This window comes from Sphaerospermopsis sp. LEGE 08334 (assembly GCF_015207205.1).
In the GTDB taxonomy this organism is placed as follows: Bacteria; Cyanobacteriota; Cyanobacteriia; order Cyanobacteriales; family Nostocaceae; genus Sphaerospermopsis.
Genome location: NZ_JADEXH010000056.1, coordinates 1 through 20100 on the forward strand (window position 1 = coordinate 1; position 20100 = coordinate 20100).

The 20100-nt window shown below is 36.0% G+C and carries 21 protein-coding genes; 11 read left to right on the top strand and 10 right to left on the bottom strand.

The features are described from left to right. Positions 1–206 precede the first annotated feature (206 nt). Positions 207–1595 carry a recombinase gene (locus IQ237_RS22940; RefSeq protein WP_194059322.1) on the bottom strand — a complete coding sequence of 463 codons (1389 nt, stop codon included), beginning with the start codon at positions 1593–1595 and terminating at the stop codon, positions 207–209. Between the two features lie 683 nt (positions 1596–2278). Here IQ237_RS22940 and IQ237_RS22945 point away from each other — a divergent pair. From IQ237_RS22945 to IQ237_RS22960, 4 genes are all read left to right on the top strand, one after another. After that, positions 2279–3328, top strand: coding sequence for a response regulator (locus IQ237_RS22945; protein WP_194059323.1), 1050 nt, complete (start codon positions 2279–2281; stop codon positions 3326–3328). A gap of 337 nt (positions 3329–3665) precedes the next feature. Further along, a complete protein-coding gene (locus IQ237_RS22950; RefSeq protein ID WP_194059324.1) occupies positions 3666–4163 on the top strand; it encodes a chemotaxis protein CheW in 498 nt (165 codons plus the stop codon). Positions 4164–4241: 78 nt separating this feature from the next. Then, positions 4242–6512, top strand: coding sequence for a methyl-accepting chemotaxis protein (locus IQ237_RS22955; RefSeq protein WP_194059325.1), 2271 nt, complete (start codon positions 4242–4244; stop codon positions 6510–6512). Positions 6513–6543: 31 nt separating this feature from the next. Beyond that, positions 6544–9519 carry a hybrid sensor histidine kinase/response regulator gene (locus IQ237_RS22960; protein WP_194059327.1) on the top strand — a complete coding sequence of 992 codons (2976 nt, stop codon included), beginning with the start codon at positions 6544–6546 and terminating at the stop codon, positions 9517–9519. 61 nt (positions 9520–9580) lie between these two features. Here IQ237_RS22960 and IQ237_RS22965 read toward each other — a convergent pair whose 3' ends face one another. Beyond that, on the bottom strand, positions 9581–10375 hold the full coding sequence (locus tag IQ237_RS22965) for a DUF4231 domain-containing protein (protein ID WP_194059328.1): 795 nt from the start codon (positions 10373–10375) through the stop codon (positions 9581–9583). Between the two features lie 311 nt (positions 10376–10686). Beyond that, positions 10687–10986 carry a hypothetical protein gene (locus IQ237_RS22970; RefSeq protein ID WP_228020637.1) on the bottom strand — a complete coding sequence of 100 codons (300 nt, stop codon included), beginning with the start codon at positions 10984–10986 and terminating at the stop codon, positions 10687–10689. A 368-nt stretch (positions 10987–11354) separates the two neighbouring features. Here IQ237_RS22970 and IQ237_RS22975 point away from each other — a divergent pair, with 368 nt between their 5' ends. The 3 genes from IQ237_RS22975 to IQ237_RS22985 all read left to right on the top strand — a co-directional run bounded on the left by IQ237_RS22975 (position 11355) and on the right by IQ237_RS22985 (position 13963). Further along, positions 11355–12179, top strand: coding sequence for a DUF2382 domain-containing protein (locus IQ237_RS22975; RefSeq protein WP_194059330.1), 825 nt, complete (start codon positions 11355–11357; stop codon positions 12177–12179). A gap of 218 nt (positions 12180–12397) precedes the next feature. Continuing rightward, a complete protein-coding gene (locus IQ237_RS22980; RefSeq protein WP_194059332.1) occupies positions 12398–13306 on the top strand; it encodes a DUF2382 domain-containing protein in 909 nt (302 codons plus the stop codon). A gap of 186 nt (positions 13307–13492) precedes the next feature. Then, a complete protein-coding gene (locus tag IQ237_RS22985) occupies positions 13493–13963 on the top strand; it encodes a DUF2382 domain-containing protein (protein ID WP_194059334.1) in 471 nt (156 codons plus the stop codon). 101 nt (positions 13964–14064) lie between these two features. Here the strand turns inward: IQ237_RS22985 and IQ237_RS22990 are convergent, their stop codons facing one another. From IQ237_RS22990 to IQ237_RS23020, 7 genes are all read right to left on the bottom strand, one after another. After that, positions 14065–15243: an MFS transporter gene (locus tag IQ237_RS22990; RefSeq protein ID WP_194059336.1), complete on the bottom strand. Its 1179-nt coding sequence runs from the start codon at positions 15241–15243 to the stop codon at positions 14065–14067. 215 nt (positions 15244–15458) lie between these two features. After that, a complete protein-coding gene (locus IQ237_RS22995; protein WP_013190555.1) occupies positions 15459–15578 on the bottom strand; it encodes a photosystem II reaction center protein J in 120 nt (39 codons plus the stop codon). Positions 15579–15636: 58 nt separating this feature from the next. Continuing rightward, the gene (locus IQ237_RS23000; RefSeq protein ID WP_197704893.1) at positions 15637–15756 is read right to left on the bottom strand and encodes a photosystem II reaction center protein L; all 120 of its coding nucleotides are present in this window, start codon (positions 15754–15756) and stop codon (positions 15637–15639) included. A 9-nt stretch (positions 15757–15765) separates the two neighbouring features. Beyond that, positions 15766–15903 carry a cytochrome b559 subunit beta gene (gene psbF, locus IQ237_RS23005; RefSeq protein WP_096570965.1) on the bottom strand — a complete coding sequence of 46 codons (138 nt, stop codon included), beginning with the start codon at positions 15901–15903 and terminating at the stop codon, positions 15766–15768. Between the two features lie 9 nt (positions 15904–15912). Continuing rightward, complete coding sequence (gene psbE / locus IQ237_RS23010; RefSeq protein WP_194059338.1) at positions 15913–16161, bottom strand: cytochrome b559 subunit alpha; 249 nt, start codon at positions 16159–16161, stop codon at positions 15913–15915. Positions 16162–16257: 96 nt separating this feature from the next. Continuing rightward, the gene (locus tag IQ237_RS23015; protein WP_194059339.1) at positions 16258–17283 is read right to left on the bottom strand and encodes a photosynthesis system II assembly factor Ycf48; all 1026 of its coding nucleotides are present in this window, start codon (positions 17281–17283) and stop codon (positions 16258–16260) included. 127 nt (positions 17284–17410) lie between these two features. Continuing rightward, positions 17411–17755, bottom strand: coding sequence for a rubredoxin (locus tag IQ237_RS23020; protein ID WP_194059340.1), 345 nt, complete (start codon positions 17753–17755; stop codon positions 17411–17413). A gap of 194 nt (positions 17756–17949) precedes the next feature. Here IQ237_RS23020 and ndhC point away from each other — a divergent pair, with 194 nt between their 5' ends. The 4 genes from ndhC to IQ237_RS23040 all read left to right on the top strand — a co-directional run bounded on the left by ndhC (position 17950) and on the right by IQ237_RS23040 (position 20022). Continuing rightward, positions 17950–18312 (top strand): photosynthetic/respiratory NAD(P)H-quinone oxidoreductase subunit C, encoded by a 363-nt coding sequence (gene ndhC, locus IQ237_RS23025; RefSeq protein ID WP_096570973.1) that lies wholly within the window; start codon positions 17950–17952, stop codon positions 18310–18312. Then, positions 18303–19037, top strand: a complete 735-nt coding sequence (ndhK, locus tag IQ237_RS23030; protein ID WP_194059341.1) for a photosynthetic/respiratory NAD(P)H-quinone oxidoreductase subunit K — start codon at positions 18303–18305, stop codon at positions 19035–19037. The genes ndhC and ndhK overlap by 10 nt, the downstream gene beginning before the upstream one ends. After that, positions 19030–19542 (top strand): NAD(P)H-quinone oxidoreductase subunit J, encoded by a 513-nt coding sequence (locus IQ237_RS23035; RefSeq protein ID WP_194059342.1) that lies wholly within the window; start codon positions 19030–19032, stop codon positions 19540–19542. Before ndhK ends, IQ237_RS23035 begins: the two co-directional genes overlap by 8 nt. A 285-nt stretch (positions 19543–19827) precedes the next feature. Next, positions 19828–20022 (top strand): DUF4351 domain-containing protein, encoded by a 195-nt coding sequence (locus IQ237_RS23040; RefSeq protein WP_309225810.1) that lies wholly within the window; start codon positions 19828–19830, stop codon positions 20020–20022. The last annotated feature ends 78 nt before the right edge of the window (positions 20023–20100 follow it).

Sequence of the window (20100 nt, forward strand, 5' to 3'; positions counted from 1 at the left end):
TTTAGACCACACTAACGAACTTAGTCAAGCCCGAAGAATGAGACGTAGTGAAGGCTTGACTTAGTGAGTGTGTGGTATACAATCCCTTCCTAAGCAAGAGAGTATTGTGGGTTATTTGTGGTATGTTGAATAGCTAAAAAAAATCCCTAGCTCGGTACTCGCAACTTTGCTAAGGATTGTAATAGGTGCATTCCAGGGTATTGTGTTTAGTATAGCTGATAAATGACTTTTAGAATGGCGTTAACACTCGGATCATCTAAATCAAAACCAACAGATTCTAGCTGCTGTATAGCCATATCTAGTGACAATGGTTGTTTACTGTGATTTGTTAATAGGTCAACTGATGTTTGAAAGTTAGATCGTTTTTTGTACGTACTCTCATTAACAGCAACCGAGTGTCCTAAGCTTCTAGCGCGTATCTCTTGAGGTATGCCGTATTTCTCACCCAACTGATTTGATAAATGTCTAAAAGCGTAACTCTGAGTTACTGGACATTTCCAATCAACCATATAATCACGAAACCTATTGGAGAAACCTTGAACAATAGATATAGGTTTACTATCTTTATTTGGCTTATATTCCGGTAATTTTGGCTTTTGAATATCTAACCGTTCTAACAATTTCTTATCTAAACACATTGATTTACATACTCTACCACCGGTTTTAATCGTTGTACCAAAATAAGTCATATCACCTAACACAAGTAGTAATTCTTTATTGTCAGGATTGCTAATAGCTGGTATTGTTATGCCGTCTTTTGTGTAGGGTTTTGTGAGGTTTTTTGCTGCTGCAATTTCAGAGGGACGTAAACCATAAACCACACACATAGCAGCTACCCATAGCCATGATTGTCTAGTTTCTAAATAGTGAGGTAAACAATCATCTAACGCTTTATCATGCCATTCTAAAAACTGATCTAAACTGATAGATTGATTTTCTCTAAACTTAGTTTGTTTGTAGTCAATCTCAGATAATAATGCAACCATTTTATCAGCATTAGGACAATAGCTAACTATTTTCTTGATTACCGTGTAGCTATCCTTAAATGACTTTGTACCCTGTTCCCAACTAAACAATACAGACTTGATATCATCCCAAGTTGGTTGTTTATCCCAATCAGTAAACCGTTTAAAAACATAACCATAAACATTATCAAAACTCGCTTGCTCGCTTAGTCCTGTATCTGTTCTATTTTTTTTGGTATTTTTATTTTTCCCGTTCCAATACTTTTGTTCTATCTTTTCAAAAATCTGTCTGTAAGTAATTCTGTCATCAATTACCTCATTCTTTCCTAGTATTTCCTTGTCATACCATTCATTGAACTCAGTAACAGATGATAGCGTATCTAATTTTTCAGCTATTCTAAAAGCGTTCTCCTTAGCTTTTATTAATCCTTCATAACTGAAACCGTAATCTGGTTTGTGAGGTAATCGTGATGACTCACCAGGGAACACAAACTGTAAATACAGATACTTGCCCTGCTTTTTATAGCTTATACCTTTTGGTAATTGACTAGACGCTACTTTATAGTATTTAAGCAAGTCTTCAAAATTGCTAAAATTACCCTCTCCACCGACTTCTAGATTTTTACTCATTTTTTACTCACTTGTTTACTCAGGTTAGTGTGAGTAAATCTTGAGTAACGCAATAATCAGGTTTATGTGCTATAATGAAGGTTCAAGTCCTTTCATCCGCATTTTAAAAAAATTTACATAAAAAACTTCTGTTGGCGCTGATATCGAAGTTGAAAAATCAGCATGATTAAAATAATGGCTTGGATTCAGCAGAGTGTAAACAACAAGAAAGCTGGGTAAAACTTGTATTTGCTGATAAATACAGAGAGATTAGTTGATTATACCGTGAACAGCAAGCTAAAAAGCTATTTGCGGTAAATTACAGTATTTAATAAAGTTAATAATTTTTTATAATTTGATTGTGAATATGTTTTGCGTGATTCACCTCAAATATTTGATTATCGCAGTATCTGTAAGTAAGTGATGGAAAACTTACAAATTGACTAAGATTTGATAATCTTTAAATACAGCAGGAGTCAGGAGTAAAACTCTCTTTCTGTTTATGTTTCACTTTTGATTCTGTACCTGATTGATTGGCAATCTGCTGTAACTCTGTTATGTTTGAGAGTTCATACAAAATAAAACATCTGGCTTTGTATTTATGATTACTAAATCTTTGATGTTTTATACTTGGTTTCAATTGTGATGTATCTGCTATGCAAATTCAAATCACAAGTCTTTAATTTAGCTAAAGCAAAAGCAAAATGATGACAACTTCTCTAGGTAGCTACAGGTTGTTTCACAAACTACATCCGCTGTCTTTGTTGGCACAGTTAAGCGCAAGGAAAGTAACAGGTTGTTTAAATGTATTTACTGGGTTAGTTTCTTGGTTAATTTACTTAGAAGAAGGTAAATTAACTTACGCTACTTATTCAGATAAACTATTTGAACGTTTGGAGAGTCACCTACAACGTTTGAATCGGGAAATTCCTGCTTTTAACAATGTAACTTATGAACAGATGGGTTTGACATATCAGTATGGCAATAACTGTCAATTGATACCAAACGCTGACTATCATGCGATTTGCTGGCTAGTAAATCAAAATTATATTACCCATCAACAAGCAGGGATGTTAATAGAAGAACTGTCCAAAGAAGTGCTAGAGTCTTTTATTTCTTTAAAAGAAGGTAACTATAAACTTAATCCTGATAATTCCTTAAATGAACTACCAAAATACTGTCATCTGGATTTGCAATTAATAGTAGAACAGTGTCAAAAACAGTTACGTTATCGTCAACAAATTCAGTCAAAAAAATTATCTAATAGCAGTTTAACAAAACAAACAACATCTGCCCCAAAAACAGAAGATGAATTAGAGGATAAATCAGCAAAATTCGCCACTGTTGACAGGAATTTTTATAACAATTTGCCATCTGTTTTGAGTGAGCAATTATATACAATTGCCTGTATTGATGATAGCCAAGCAGTGCTGAGTTCTATTAGACATTTTTTAGATGAAAAAACATTTTCTGTTGTCATGATTAATGATCCAATTAAAGCTTTAATGCAAATCATTAGAAGCAAACCAGACTTAATTTTGCTAGATGTAGAAATGCCTAATTTAGATGGTTATGAACTATGTTCATTATTACGGAAGCATTCAGCATTTAAAAATACACCCATTATTATGGTTACTGCTAGAACCGGATTTGTGGATAAAGCGAAGGCGAAAATTGTCAGGTCATCTGGCTATTTAACTAAGCCTTTTACAAGATTAGATTTGCTGAAAATGGTATCTAAATACATTGGTTAATTTAATACTTTTCGTAAGTATTGAGCTATCAGTAATCAGAAATCAGCAAATGGCTACGCCACACTTGACTAAAAGCTTTCACCCTAAGAATGAGAATTTGTGGATGGGGAAAGTTTTTACAGAAGTCAGAAGAATATTGAAATTCTTATTATTCATAATGCATAATATTTTTCAATATTGAACCTGATAGAACTTTTCAAGTTCAGTAATTACGCAAAACAGAACGAAAGTAGGGGTAATTCATGAATTAACCCTACTCAAGAATCAGGTTTTTAGTTTAATATTGCGTAAGTCATAAATTTTTGAGATTTTGCAAACAAATATTTGAATTACAGTCATGAGCAATTCTAAACAAACCGTGTATTATCAAACCATTCAAAACTCTTTGGGAGATAGCTATCTTCAATTTCAAATCAATCAACAAACTACAGCTGTATTATCCGTCGCTCACACCCAAGAAGCAATTATTGTACCTATTGAAGCTCTAACATCTATGCCTAATATGCCAGTCTGTATATTAGGATTGATGAATTGGCGTAGTCGGGTAATTTGGGTAATTGATTTGCCAAAAATGTTTAATTTAGAAGGTTTAGATCATCGCCTGAGAAAGTATAATATTATCGTGATCAAAGTAGAATCAAAGCTTTTAGGTTTAGTTGTGCAAGAAATTAAAGGTACGACTAAATTGATGGCTGATGATATTCATTCTCCTGTGGGACAAGTGGCGGCTAGTTTAGTGCCTTATTTATGTGGCTGCGTGGAACAAAAAGAAGAAATATTGTTGGTATTAGATGCACATAATATTGTAAATTATTCTCATGGGGGCAGTGATTAGTTAATCAAGCTCAGAAAAATCATTTTTTGTTGTTATTATTACATAGAGTCAGGGGTATTAATTTAGGGGTATTTATTTATGTTTAATAAAACTGACACTGATCAGACTGGTGATCCCAATAAAAAAGCATCTATTAAGACATTATCGCCCATGACAGATAAGAGAAAAGAAGTTAAAGAAGTTGTTGAACAGGAACATATAACAACTACTAATAAGTATTTTGGGAAAAATATAATTAATAAATATTTACAGCAAGTGAAATTAAGAACAAAAGCATTAATTTTTTCCATTGCTATCGGTACCTTGCCGGTATTGGGAATTGGCATAATCGCTTATAGCTTTGGTAGCAATTTGATTAGTAAGCAAATTATCAAAACTCAGGAAAATCAATTAATTAGTTTAGGTGATATTATTAACGGTTTTCTGTTGGCAAGATATGGAGATATTCAAATTCTCTCAACTTTGCCATTTTTGACTAATGCTGAAGTTAGTAAAAGTACCACTCTTGCCGAAAAACAAACAGTATTAAATCGGTTCATTACAGCTTATCAAGGTTATGATCATCTGGCTGTTTTTGACTTGAATGGAAGAGTGATTATTCAATCTCAAGGTGCAACCAGTAGTCAGGAACAAAACTTGAAATATTTTCAAGATGTTATACAAAAGAATGCTCCTGTTATTAGTCAACCAGAAACATTACAAAATAATGTAGTAGTGATTTATATTGCTGCTCCTGTGAAAGATGTAGCTACAGGAAAAGTGATTGCTGTAGTGAGAACACGCATATCCATGCAAGGGTTAATAGAAGCAATAAAAAATCAGGTAGATAATAACAAAGATTATTATTTAGTTGATGATGAGGGGAAATTTTTTCTCAGTCTTCAGAGGGAGTTATTAGGTCAAAAAGCTACAGTAATATATCCTGGTTTAGCTGACTTGCTAAACAGTGAAAATGTGGAAAATTCTACAGGAGTGCGAACCATTCATCAAACGCCACAATTGGTTAGTTATGCACCGCTAAAAAAATTAGAAAGTTTACCGGACCTCAAGTGGCAATTAATTCTGGCTGAGAATGCTGGAATTGCTTTTGGACCGCAAAGACAATTTCTCAAGCTGATTGCTAATATCACAACATTAATAGCATTAGTGATGACATTGGTAGTTGCTTGGTTAGCAAAGAGTATCATCAAGCAAAATTCGGCTGAATTAGTAGCAGTAGCAAACCTCACTAATAAAATTAAGACTCCTCTGGAAGATCAGGAAATTGCAGAATTACCTGAAGAATTACCTGCTGATGGTAAAGATTATATTCAGGTGAATCAAGAATCTATATCTGAGGAAAAAGAGCAAGAAAAAAACACACTACATTTACAACTTTTGCAATTAATTAGTCAGGTAGAAAGTGCGGCTAAAGGTAACTTAAAAGTACAGGCTGAAGTGCAAGATGGGGAAATTGGTACTATTGCTAATGTCTTTAATTCTCTTTTAGAAAGCCTTCGAGATATTGTTACCCAAGTCAAACAGAATGCTAGTCAAATTAATAGAGATATTAGCTCAAGTCAAGACTATATCAAATACTTAGCAGAGTCAGAAAATACACAAATTAAAAAAATAAACCGCACCTTAGTAACAGTTGAGCAAATGACCAAATCTATCCAAGCTTTAGCGGATGGCGCTCAAGAAATTACTGCTATTGCTAATCATGCTAACCAAAATGCTAACAAAAGTGGAAAAGCAATGGATTTGACAGTAGAAAATATTTTATCTTTGCAAGAAACCGTGGGCGAAACTGCCAAAAAAGTTAGGCATTTGGGAGAATCTTCTCAACAAATTTCTCGTGTGGTTTCTTTAATTAACCAAATTGCGATTCAAACTAATTTGTTGGCGATTAATGCTGGTATTGAAGCGGCACGTGCAGGAGAAGAAGGTCAAGGTTTTGCTGTTGTTGCCGAAGAGGTAGGGGAATTAGCAACACGCAGTGCGGCTGCTACTCAAGAAATTGAGCAAATTGTCGAGCAAATTAAACGAGATACAGATGAAGTTGTGAAAGCTATGGAGGTGGGGACAAATCAGGTGATTCAAAGTACGCAAATTGCCGCAGATGCCAAGCAGAGTTTAAGCGAAATTGTAGATATTTCCCAACAAATAGATGCTTTTGTCAAGTCAATTGCTACGGCTTCAGTTTCTCAGGTAGAAACATCAAAGGTAATTAACCAATTAATGAAAGATGTGCTGGCTATTTCACAACGTACTGGCGAGTCTTGCCGACAAATTTCTATGTCTTTACAAAAAACTGTGGAGATTTCCCAGCAATTAGAACAAAAGGTTGAGACTTTTAAAGTCAATTAATTTAAAAAAAATAAATAAGGAAAAATAATCTATGACTACAGATAAAGAACTAGAAATTCAAATGCAGTTTTTGGAGGAAGCAACTGATTATTTGAATACCTTAGAAAGTATTTTGCTGGAACTAGATACAAGTAAACATCTAGATGTAGATAAGATTAATGCTGCTATGCGAGCTGCCCATTCTATTAAAGGTGGTGCGGCGATGATGGGTTTTAAAGTTTTGAGTAATTTGGCTCATCGTTTGGAAGATTCTTTTAAGGTTTTAAAAACTCGGAAAAAATCTTTAGAAATTGATACTCATTTACAAAGTTTATTATTATCTGGAGTTGATTGGTTACGGCAAATTGTAGAATTATTATCAGAGAGAAAATCTCTAGATGATAAATGGTTAAAAACTTTTTGTTATCCGATTTTTGATGAACTGCATGAGCGTTTGGGTGATCCTTCTCCAGAGGATATTACTACCATGCTCTCACCAGAAGATGGTCAAGAAATTATTCCTTTGCTGTTTGAAACAGAAGTAGAAGAATGTTTACAAACTTTAGAACAAACTTTAGAATCTTTATCAGCAAATAGTTCTACAAATGATGTATATTCACAAGTAGAAGTGATGGCTACAGAGTTGGGTGGTTTGGGTGAAATGTTGGAGTTACCTGCTTTTACTCAGCTTTGTGATTCAGTGCGTGAACATTTAGCAAATCATCCTGATCGCTGTGTGGAAATTGCTCAGTTAGCATTGCAAGCATGGAGGCGATCGCAAGCTTTAGTATTAACAAATCAACGGGATAGAATACCAGCAAATATTGAGCTAGGTGAGTTAGGGGCAGTAGTTGTTAATCCTATTCCCCCACAGGTTAATATTAGCAATATTCCTACAAAAAATCAAGATAATACCTTAGTAGCAGAAGCAGTAATTCCTGATTTTGCAGATTTAGAAATAGAATTACCACCAGAAATAAATGCTGTCGAGTTTCCTGATCCCAATGTAGCATTTACTCAAGAGAATACATCCTTAGACTATAAACATCTTGAACGCAAAAGCGAAATCAGTGGAGTTAATAAAGATAAAGAAATTCATGAAAATACAGTTAGAGTTCCTAGTAAACAATTAGAAGAAATTAATGATTTATTTGGGGAAATTATCATACAGCGTAATGGTTTAAATTCCCAATTAGAAAGATTACGTAAATTGGTTTTAGGACTAAGCCAACGAGTGCAAACGTTGCATCAAGAAAATCAAGAAGTGCGTGCAGTTTATGAAAAAATCATTAGCGAAGATGTAAATTCTGGAGTATCAACATCAGCAGAGACGATGAGAGAAACAGAAACATTAGATCGCTATCAAAAATTAAACTTGCTTTCTCAGGATGTGATGGAAACTATTGTTCAGGTAGCAGAAGTTGCCAGTGATATTCAACTCAGTATTGATGATACAGATCAAATTGCTCGGAAGTTGAATAAAACATCAAAGCAAGTCCAGAGAAAATTAACACAAGTGCGAATGCGTCCTTTATCTGATTTAGTTGAACGTTTTCCTAGAGCAATTCGTGATTTAAATGTTGAGTATGGTAAAAATGTTAAATTAAAAATTGAAGGGGGGAAAACCTTAATTGAACGTAGTATTTTAGAAGCTTTGAATGAACCTTTAATGCACTTATTACGTAATGCTTTTGATCATGGAATTGAAGATACTGCTACCCGTCGGAGTTTAGGAAAACCAGAACAAGGATTGATAGAAATTAAAGGATTTCATCGCAGCGATCGCACAATTATTACTATCAGTGATGATGGTAGAGGTATTTCTCTAGAAAAAATTCGCCAGCGTGCTGTATCTATGGGTTTGGATACCACATTAATAGCTACTGCAAGTGAAGATGAACTATTATCACTAATTTTTGAACCTGGCTTTACCACTTCTGAAAAAGTGACAGCTTTATCTGGCCGTGGTGTGGGAATGGATGTAGTTCGCAATAACTTACAATCAGTTCGGGGTGATATTAAAGTTGATACACAAGCAGGAATTGGCACAACTTTTACTTTATCAGTCCCATTTACCCTTTCAGTTGCACGAGTTTTATTAGTAGAAAGTGATACTGCTAACAACTCCCATCATCGCATGGTTTTAGCATTTCCTACAGATGTAGTTGCGGAAATCTTTTTATTAGATAATGAGCAAGTTTTTTCAATCGATGGTGGAGAATTTCTTAAATGGCAAGATACCATGTTACCTTTAATGCGTTTGGGTAATTATTTTGAATTTAATTGTTCTCACTATCATCATTTAGAAATAGAAAGTCCAACAGGAATAAATGCTAGTAGTGTATTAATAATCAAACATGATCATCAACCAATAGCTGTACAAATAGATCGTTGTTGGGGTGAACAAGAAGTAGCAATACGTCAAGTTGAAGGAAATATACCTTTACCTGATGGTTTTAGTAACTGTACAATGCTTGGTGATGGTCGAGTAGTACCATTAGTAAATACTAATGAGTTAATCTCTTGGGTAACAAATAATCAACGTCCTCATAAAACTAATAAATTACCGACCACAAAATTAAAAACAGCTTTTCTCAAACCACAAAAACCCAAACCCATAGCTAGAAAAAATCATCAAAAAGGCATGATTTTAATTGTTGATGATTCGATTAATGTGCGACGTTATTTAGCTTTAACCTTGGAAAAAGGAGGGTATCAGGTTGAACAAGCTAAAGATGGTCAAGATGCCTGGGAAAAGTTAGAAAGCGGGTTAAAAGTGCAAGCGGTAATTTGTGATATTGAAATGCCCCGTCTTGATGGTTATAGCTTTTTAGAAAGGGTAAAATCTCATGAAGATTTAAAAAGTATTCCCATTGCCATGTTGACTTCTCGCAGTAGTAATAAACATCGTCAACTAGCTATGCAGTTAGGAGCGCGGGCGTATTTTTCTAAACCTTATAATGAACAAGATTTATTGAGAACATTAGAAGATATGATTTTTAGAATAACAGAAACAGATAATAATTGAAAGATACCGGACTTCTTAAAGAAGTCTGGTATGTGAGTATTAGGATTCAATATTAAAGAGGTTATTCAGTTTTTGGTTTATTATCAGAAGTTGTTTCCTCTTTAGCAGTTTGAGCGGGGGCTTCTTCCTTCTTATCCTGTTGTTGTTCTGATTGTTGAACTTGTTGCAGGTGAATATTATTTACTTGGTTAATAAATAATTCCACTGCTTGACTTACTCTTTGTTGTTGTTCTGCTTCTCCAGCAACATCATAACAACGGTAAGCTGGTGTAATTCCCAAGATAAATTTTTCTTGTTCTGCTTCTAACAATTCAACAGTTGTGTTAGCAGCAACAGCATTTTTTTGAAAAGGGAAAGAGGTGACAATACTAGCAACAATTGAAGCGAGCGCAGGACAAATTACAGGTAACCACTTCAGCCAAGCTTGTCCTGCTTCTAGTTTATCTACCAGCACTAAAATTGGGGTGACACCAGACAAAATAACGGTGGAAATTTGCAAGACATAGTAAAGATTTCTTGCCCAATTTCTGGTGTTTTTGTAATCATTGATTAAATCTTGGCAATACTCTAAAGCTTTAGCTCTGGCAGGAACTATGGTATTGTTTTCCAAGGAATTACTATTCTGTAATAAAGAGGTGTAGAGTTCAGCTTTTTTTGCTAGTTCGGCTTTTTGAGCTTCTTTACTAGCATTATTAACTGAGTTTCTGTTGAGGAGAAACAAAAAAATTGCAACAGCTAAAGCTCCAACTCCAGCTAGTACATATTGTTGATTGCTAGAATCGAAATAAATGACAAAAGCCGCACTGACAAAAACAGCTGCTAATAGATAATCAATCAGCTTTAAGAACAAGAGCATTTTTTCACCTGGCGAAGAAAATGGATGAAATGTATAAGCATTTTCTAACTCAATTAAAAATTGAGTGAAAAGCCTGAAAATAGGTTATTTCGCAAACAACCAACTATCTTACACCAAAGTATCATTAAATACAATATTTTCATGCGGCTAGTTAACAAAAATAAAAATATTTTGATGAAAAATTTAAAGTTTTGTAAAATCCATACATTTGATTTATACATTTGTAAGTATTTATCAATTGGCCATCGGTTTTCATCAACAAGAGGTTGAAAAAACAAATTAAAATATTCATGAAGTAATTGCACATATTTTTAAACTGTGATAAAGAAAACAATTAAGATCATGCTGATAGTCAGAGCAAAAATTAAAGCATATTCAAATCTACGACTAAAAAATCCGATAATAGTGATTAATCCTACTAATAAAATGGCAATACCAATATATTGTTCTTTTTGCAAATTTTTAGCGATTAATGAATCATCAGGTGGGGAAGGGGTTTCTTCAATATTATTAGTTTTGGGTGTTGAGTATTGATCGGAATTTATCTCACGCAGAGACGCAGAGAAGCAGAGAGTAAGAATTGGTAAAATTTGCTGTTTTGTAATTTTCATAAATCCTGTATTCTTGCCAGATATAGATGAGAGATAAAATACAATAATTAACCAAATTACATCAAAAAATTGACAAAATAGCAATGAAGGAATAACAATTGAAAATTGATATTATCAAAATATTGCCCTGAATGCTTAAATAAGTTGGGGATATTGTCATGAATAAGTTTTGATCAGTTTTTGATCATATCTCTCATTAGTTATATTTCCATCAGCAACATCACTAATAACAATTGCCTAAAATTTCCCTCCCAGTATGAGATATAAACCATAGCATATCTCATTAGAAGTCAGTCATCAGCCAGAGGAAAAATAGTCAACTTACTTCTACTGTTGTGAATAGATATTCAAAAAAATGGACATAGAATATGCCTCTTTATAAACTGGAAGAATTTGACCCAAACTATAGAGAAACCTTTGGCGGCGATGATATTAAAACCTTGAATCTCTATACCGAAGGAGGAACAGAAGTAGGTGCAGTTGCTGATGCTTTAGTCGATGAAAATGGCAGGTTTAGATATTTAGTTATTGATACAAGTTTAGATTCTGTGGGTAAGAAAATATTACTACCCATTGGACTAGCTCGCATCAATTATCCTGCTGGATGTGTCTATGTCGATGGACTTAGCAAGCAGCAAGTAGAACACTTACCTGAGTACCGAGAAAACATCATTGTTGATCAATCATTTGAAGAATTGGTACGCACTGTCTATCGTTCTAACCTTGGTACTGTAACTTATGAACTGGAAACTTACAACTACGAACAAGAACCAACTTTATATGGTTTAAATGAGCAATATCATCAAACTCTCAGACTTTATGAAGAACGTCTAATTGCTAACAAACATCGGGTGAAAACAGGAGAAGTAGCAGTTGGTAAGCACATTGAAACTGAAACTGCACGGGTGACAGTACCTATTGAAAAAGAAAGAGTTGTAATTGATAGAGTTCAAACACCAGAGATAGGTACAGTACTAGATCCTAACGAAATCAAGTTTCAAGCAGGGGAAGTAGCACACATAGATGTTTATCAAGAAACTCCAGAAATTCATAAAGAAGCATTTGTTCGTGAAGAAGTGCGAGTCAGAAAAGTGGTAGATCGGGATATTGTAGAAGCAGAAGACACGATTCGCCGGGAAGAATTAGACATTCATACTTCTGGTGATTTAAATATCAATGAAAATCGTGCATAAATTCATTAATCAGGAATCAGGAGATAGTAGGGCTTTAGATCCCCGACTTCTTCAATAAGTTGGGGATCTGGGTATTATTCATTTACACAAAATATCTGACTTTTGATAATTATATTTTCTGGTGATTCATTCGTGAGAAAGATGGAAATATCAGCAGAAATTAATATTCTTGAAGGTAAGAAATTCAGAAATTCTATTAAAGGTTGAGGAAAAATATAATGGTTCTTTACAAATTAGAAGATTTTGATCCTCAGTATCGCACTACTTTTGAAGACAAAGACATTAAGGGATTAGGAGTATATACAGAAAGAACTGATGAAAAAATTGGTACAGTTCATGATGCTTTAGTTGATGAAGATGGAAATTTTCGCTATTTAGTAGTTGACTTAGGCTTTTGGATTTTTGGTAAAAAAGTCTTACTACCCATTGGTCGCACCCGCATCGACTATAATAATGATCGCGTTTATGCTATAGGTTTAACCAGAGAACAAGCAGAAGATTTACCTGAATTTAACGAACGTCTGGCAGGAGATTACGACTATGAAGAAAGGGTGCGTGGTGTATATCGTCAACCCGACTACCGCACCACACCTGTAGAAGCATCGGGTCTATTGGAATCACCCACACCTGTAGATTCCTCAGCAGTAGCAACCACCTCTACCGCTAGAACTACACCAACTCACACCCGCGATACTTACCGCTACGAACACGAACCAGAGTTGTTTGGATTAAACGAGCGAGATCATGAAACTCTAAGACTCTATCAAGAACGACTCATTGCTAATAAACATCGTCGCAAAGTGGGGGATGTAACTGTTGGTAAGCACGTAGAAACTGAAACTGCACGAGTATCAGTACCAGTGGAAAGAGAACACGTTGTTATTGAGCGTGTCACTCCTGAAGATGCTGGTAGAGCAGTTTCTCCCCATGAAGCTGATTTCCATGAAGGTGAAGTTGCTCGCATGGAAATCCACGAAGAAACCCCGGAAGTTAGAAAAGAAGCTTTTGTGCGGGAAGAAGTGAGAGTGAAAAAAGTTGTAGAGCAAGATACTGTGGAAACTCAAGACACTGTGCGTCGGGAAGAGTTAGATGTTAATGCTCCTAATCTCCCGATTGAAGAAAGATAATTAGTCAAATATTCAGGATTCAGGAGTCAGGATTCAGGAGTCAGAATAATTGTAAAATCAGGAATCAAGAGATTCAAGATTTTATAAAATACATCAAGATCATGAAAGTCTTAATTTATTCTGGATCGGGATTTTGAATTTTGAATCCTTCCATCTTAACTATTGAAATCATATTGATTTTATTTAATGAACGAAGAAGACACGAAGGACACTAAAGACACACAGGAAGAAAAGATTATCCCTCTCTTGGAAGAAAGGTTGTTTATTGATCATAATAAACAAAAGATAGGAGAGGTAATTGTTCGCAAAGAAATCGAAACTGAAATGATCCAAGTTCCTGTGAGACGGGAAAAATTGATTGTTGAACAAGTGAGTCCAGAACACCAAAAACTAGCAGAAATTGATTTAAGTCATGGGGAAATTGCTGGTATTGAGTTAATTGAAGAAATATCAGAAGTTCCCAGTGTTGCGAGGGGTTTAACTGTTAGTGGAGAGTTTGTTTCACCGAAAATTGCTAGTTTGCTTTTAAATGCGATCGCTCAAGAAAAAAATCATGGTTGTCAACAAGTCAAAATCACAATTGTTGTAGAAAATCAATCCCAACAGGAAAAGTATCAAGAATGGTTTAACCGTTGTTCTTATTCTTCTCATATTTAATTTTTTGGTGGGTATTACCCACCTTTTTAATTAAATAATTAATTAATTAATTAATTAATAATTAAAAATATTATCAATTATCAATTATCAATTATCAATTATCAATTAATTGGTGTATATCTCTGACGATTATATATTGCAAAAGCTAAAACTACAAACGTGAATATTCCTGATAAATATAAAGGATAGCCATAAGTGATCGGCCGAGATTGCTGGACAATCATTCCCGCAATCACAGGACCAATACCATTGGAAATACTTAAATAAGAAGCATTCAATCCTAATGCAGTTCCCTGCTCTTCCGGTTTAGCATTGAGAGAAATTAATGTGCTAATCATCGGTTGCACCAGAGAATTGAATATGGAAAATAATATAGCAACTACGACAAAATAATTAATATTAGCCCAAATTGGCATCAAGAAAAATGACAAACTACGAAAAAACAAACCTAAAAATAATATTTTTACTACATCGAATTTTTCTTTAAGTATAGAAATTCCCCAAGTTTGCATAATCACGCCTAGCGTACCAAAAGTTAAAAATAAAAGAGTTAACGATTGACTATTTTGATTTAGCACTTTAATAAAGTAAGGTTGAAAAGCATAAGTAAACATTGTAAAAGTTGTACCAATCAGAAAGTTAATTAATAGTAAAATACCCACTCCTGGCATTGCTAAACCTTTAATTAAATTTCCTAAACCTAAATCAAAAATGTTTTTAGGTTTTTGCGATTGTTTTTGCAGAGTTTCTGGTAAAAATAAAGCTGTTATTAATAAAGCGATAAACGCCACTGCACCAGAAGCTAAAAAACCAGTCCCTAAAGAAATCTGCTGTGCAAACAAACTTATAGCAGGTCCTAAAACAAAGCCTAATCCCATTGCTGCGCCATAAATACCAAACGCTTGAGCGCGATTTTGGGGACGGGTAATATCAGAAATCACAGCTTGAGCAACAGAGACATTACCACCTGTAATACCATCTAAAAATCTTGCAAAAAATAGCAACCAGGCTACTGTCGCATTGCCAGCTATAAAGTTAGCAATTACAGTACCTGCTAAACTGATAATTAATAAAGGTTTACGTCCAAATCTATCTGATAATTTACCAATAACAGGAGTAGCGAAAAATTGCGATATTGAGTAAACAGAAAATAATAAACTGGTGTGAAAATCACTCAGTTCAAATTGTTTACCATAGAGGTAAATAATAGGAATTAAAATTGTCAAACTGAGGGAATTAACAAAGACAATTAAAGCAGTGATCCAAAAATGACGATTCATAAATAAGTAAGAATTCAGGAGTCAGTAGTCAGGAGTCAAGAGTTTTTTTATTTTGGATTTTGGATTTTGGATTTTGTTAACTCCAATCTAAAATCTAAAATCTAAAATCTAAAATTTTTATCCCCAGTCCCCAGTGATCTTAAAACCGCCCATCCTCAAGAGACAGGCGGTTATTTAATGTTGCTTATTAAACAGAAAAACGTATCAGGTTGTCATTACAATGAAGAACCGATTCCAGCGTAGGCTCCATAAAAGAAAATACCTACAACAGTAATTACACCCAACCCTGCGATTGTAGCCACAACCCACAGGGGAATTCTCCCACTTCCAGACATGGTTTTCTCCTCCCTTAACAACAAATCAACAGAAAGTTAATAATGATGACGATTCCAGTTAGTTAAAAAAGTAACTGGAGAACAGAATACCGAGAACGAAAATTAATAACAGTCCCAGGTACAAAGAAGTACGGTTTAGTTCAACAGGTTGTTGATTAGGATTAGGCGTTCTTTCCATGATTTGCTCCTAACGTTGAATAAACTGCATTGCTGCGATCGCACCTAAAAAGAAGACAGTAGGTACGCCTAAAGTGTGAACCGCCAGCCATCTGACAGTAAAAATAGGATAAGTAACAGGTTGATTGACGTTATTGCCGGTAGCCATGATCTCAAATTACTTTTGGATAAATGTTTCTACTTGTTTCTTAGCTTCGTAACGGTTGCTAACGATGGGTACTTCTTGACGTACTTGAGTGAAATACTCGTTAGGACGGGGTGTACCAAAAACATCGTAAACCAGACCGGTGCTGACAAATAACCAACCAGCAATAAACAAAGCTGGGATGGTGATGCTGTGAATTACCCAGTAACGAATACTGGTAACAATGTCCGAAAATGGACGCTCTCCAGTGGTACCTGACATTTAACTACCTTCGCAAAAACTACTATTGAGTCTATTATCCTACAAAGTTTAGAAACAGTTACAAGTTGCAACTTTCTTCTCAGAAAAGGTTATCACCTAAGCGGTCTCAGCTTGATTGGCTGTTTCTGCATTGGTGGGGTTATATTTGAGCAAAACGCCGTGATCACCGATGATAAAACCTTGATCGGGGCTAAAAAATACAATTTTGTACAGATTAGCAGCGACTTCTTCCACATCACGGTCTTTTTCCCAAGTTTGGCCACCGTCGGTACTGCGTAGCAAGTTACCGCTACCACCACCAATCCAAATTTCATCAGGTGTGCGATAAGCTAAATCTAATAAACCCCAGCTAGTTGATAACTCTGGATATTCTACATCTAACCATTCATCTGATTTAGCTAGATCACTAAATTGCACTTGACCACCGCGTGCTAATAACCACAACTGGTCGTTATTAGCAAAACCCATATTTTCTAAACGACGGGAACTGTTGCGGTTATGGGGTTCCCAAGCTTCCATTCCTGGTTGCCATACTGAGTAAAAACTACCTTTAGCAGAAACAGCAATATATTTACCATCGGGCGATCGCTCTAAGTTCCGCACCACACCCACAGCAGTTTCTACCTGTGCTTTCCAGTTTAAACCACCATCTGTAGTTTTATATATCGCTCCCACATCAGTGGCCATTTCTGCCGTACCTTCACCCAGTGCTTTCACCAAAATTGGGCTACCGGGTAACTTTTGACTCAAAGGTAAGCTAGACCAAGATTTTCCACCATCAGTAGTATGCAGCAATACTGAAGGCTCTCCCACAATCCAACCTTCTTGACCTGCAAAACTTACCGAGTCAAAACGGGATCTTGGCTCATCCACAGCCAGTTCTAAACGTTGCCAAGTTCTACCACCGTCTTTAGTTTCCAACAAAGTGGCATTACTACCTACTAAATAACCATGATTGGGGTCATCAGTAAAAGCAATATCAAACAGTTTTTCCTCGGTGGGTACACTAATCACTTCCCAAGGATTAAAAGTTGTAGAGGGAACTTTGCTACAACCTATACAAGCTAGGACTACTATTAACGCGGCAAATATGCCTTGCCACCTTTTGAAAATTGATTGCATCAGTATTTTTTAGTGTTTATTTGAATTAAGGGAACAGGGAACAGGGAACAGAAGGCAAAAGGCAAAAGGCAAAAGGCAAAAGTTAATATCATCCCCAGTCACCAATCACCAGTCACCAAAGAGGATATTACTGTAGGCCGTAAAGACTGATAAAAAACAAGAAGCCAAGGGCTAAAGCACCAAATATTAAGATATTCTTTTGCGCTGGTGTCAGTTTATTTACACCCAAGCCATAACCTAAGTTTTCTTTGAAACCAGATGCCGTACCCGCAGGACCGATATTAGCAAAAGCTACCTTCTTGGCAGTGCAAACTGGACACTTCCAATTGATTGGCAGGTCTGCAAACTCTGTCCCCGCCGGGATATCATATTTATCGTCTCCCTTCTCCGGTTCATATACATAACCGCAGGCGCGACACTCATAGCGGTCTAACGCCTGAGTCTCAAGAGCTTCTTCAGCTTGTTCACTCATGGCTAGATTCTCCTAGAGGGGAAATCTTAAAGATACGTTACAAATTATGACATAATTGTTAAACTTTTCTATCAATCCTAAAACTGAATCAAATACTCCACTCTGTCTGTTTCCCAGATTTCAAAATACCTGGAAAGATATAATGTAAAAAGAAGTTACAGCTTGATTTCCACCATAATCAGTAGATATTTATTGTGTTTGTCCTTAGCGGTTACGAATATCTTCTAGGCTTCTTGATCCTTTGCAGCCTAGTTCCAGCCCTGGCGCTATCAGCGTCCAAACTTCTGAGACCTAGTAGCTACAGCCCTGAACGGCGCACCACCTATGAATCCGGTATGGAACCCTTTGGCGGAGCCTGGATTCAATTCAACATTCGCTACTATATGTTTGCCTTAGTCTTTGTTGTCTTTGACGTAGAGACTGTTTTTCTATACCCTTGGGCGGTAGCCTTCCACCGTTTGGGACTATTGGCATTTATTGAAGCATTGATTTTTATTGCGATTCTCGTAATCGCGTTAGTTTACGCATGGCGTAAAGGAGCATTGGAATGGTCGTAAATTCTAATCTAACCACCCAGGACAAAGAACAAATCATTAACCCCATCCAACGGCCTACAGTTACTCAAGAACTGTCAGAAAATGTAATTTTAACCACCGTTGATGACCTCTACAACTGGGCGCGGCTTTCTAGTTTGTGGCCTTTGCTGTTTGGTACAGCTTGCTGCTTCATTGAATTTGCGGCTTTAATCGGTTCTCGTTTCGACTTTGACCGTTTTGGGCTAATTCCCCGTTCTAGCCCCCGTCAAGCCGATTTAATCATCACTGCTGGAACAATTACCATGAAGATGGCTCCTCAATTGGTGCGTCTTTATGAACAAATGCCCGAACCCAAGTATGTAATCGCTATGGGTGCTTGTACCATTACAGGGGGTATGTTCAGCGTTGACTCTCCCAGTGCAGTACGCGGAGTTGATAAGCTGATTCCTGTAGATGTGTACTTACCTGGTTGTCCTCCCCGTCCAGAAGCGATTATTGATGCAATTATTAAATTGCGGAAGAAAATTGCTAATGATTCGATGCAAGAACGGGGTCAAATCAAACAAACCCACCGCTATTACAGTACCACCCACAATATGAAGCCAGTTCCCGAAATTTTAACTGGTAAGTATTTACAATCAGAAACTCGCTACAATCCACCCAAGGAATTGACAGAAGCGATTGGTATGCCTGTACCACCTGCGTTGTTGACATCTCAGACAAAGGAGGAAGAAAAGCGTGGCTGATGCAGAATCTCAAGAATCTAAAATAGTTCCTGCGGGTCAGGTTTCCCAGTGGTTAACAGAAAATGGTTTTGACCATGAATCTCTGGCAGCTGATGTTAATGGGGTAGAAATTATTAAGGTTGCACCTGAGTTTTTACTTCCTACCGCTACAGCTTTGTATGCTTACGGATTTAATTGTCTCCAGTTTCAAGGCGGTATTGATTTAGGTCCTGGTCAGGATTTAGTTAGTGTTTATCACTTGATTAAGGTGAGTGATAATGCTGATAAACCAGCAGAGGTGCGGATTAAGGTGTTTTTGTCTAGAGAAAATCCGGTTGTTCCTTCAGTGTATTGGATTTGGCGCACTGCTGACTGGCAAGAGCGTGAGTCCTACGATATGTTTGGGATTATCTATGAAGGTCATCCTAATTTGAAGCGGATTTTGATGCCGGAAGATTGGGTAGGTTGGCCTTTACGTAAGGATTACATCTCGCCTGATTTCTATGAGTTGCAAGATGCTTATTAGGTAGTGCTAATCTGTGGTTTACCCCTTTCCAATGGTGGAGAGGGGTATTGTTTTTTTGGGGTTAAATCCGGCTTTCCGCACTTCAAAATGTAATACAATAATACTTCAATTATTTTTACAAAAAATGTTGATATAATTCAGTATTTAAACGTATAAACTACAGACCTTTGGCGATAGCGAAGCGCTGCTGCAAGCAGTTCGCTATTCAACGACCATTAACCCCAATTGTTGTAGTCTTTTTATGTTACAAAACGAAGTGCGGAATGTGGGCTGTATGAACAACGCATTGGTTATGAAAAAGGTGAGCAAAATATTTTTCTGAAACTACTTAAAAAACGTTTTGGAGAAATTTCGGAAGATATTCAGCAAGCAATTACTGAATTATCTATTGATCAGTTAGAATCTCTGGGAGAAGCTTTATTAGATTTTACTGTTGTTGATGATTTAATCAATTGGTTGCAACAAAATCAGGAACAATAAATAAATGATAGTGTTGAGGTAGATGATTTATGTGTTTATTCATTTGATTCTACCCAACCCATCAGGATTTTAGATTTT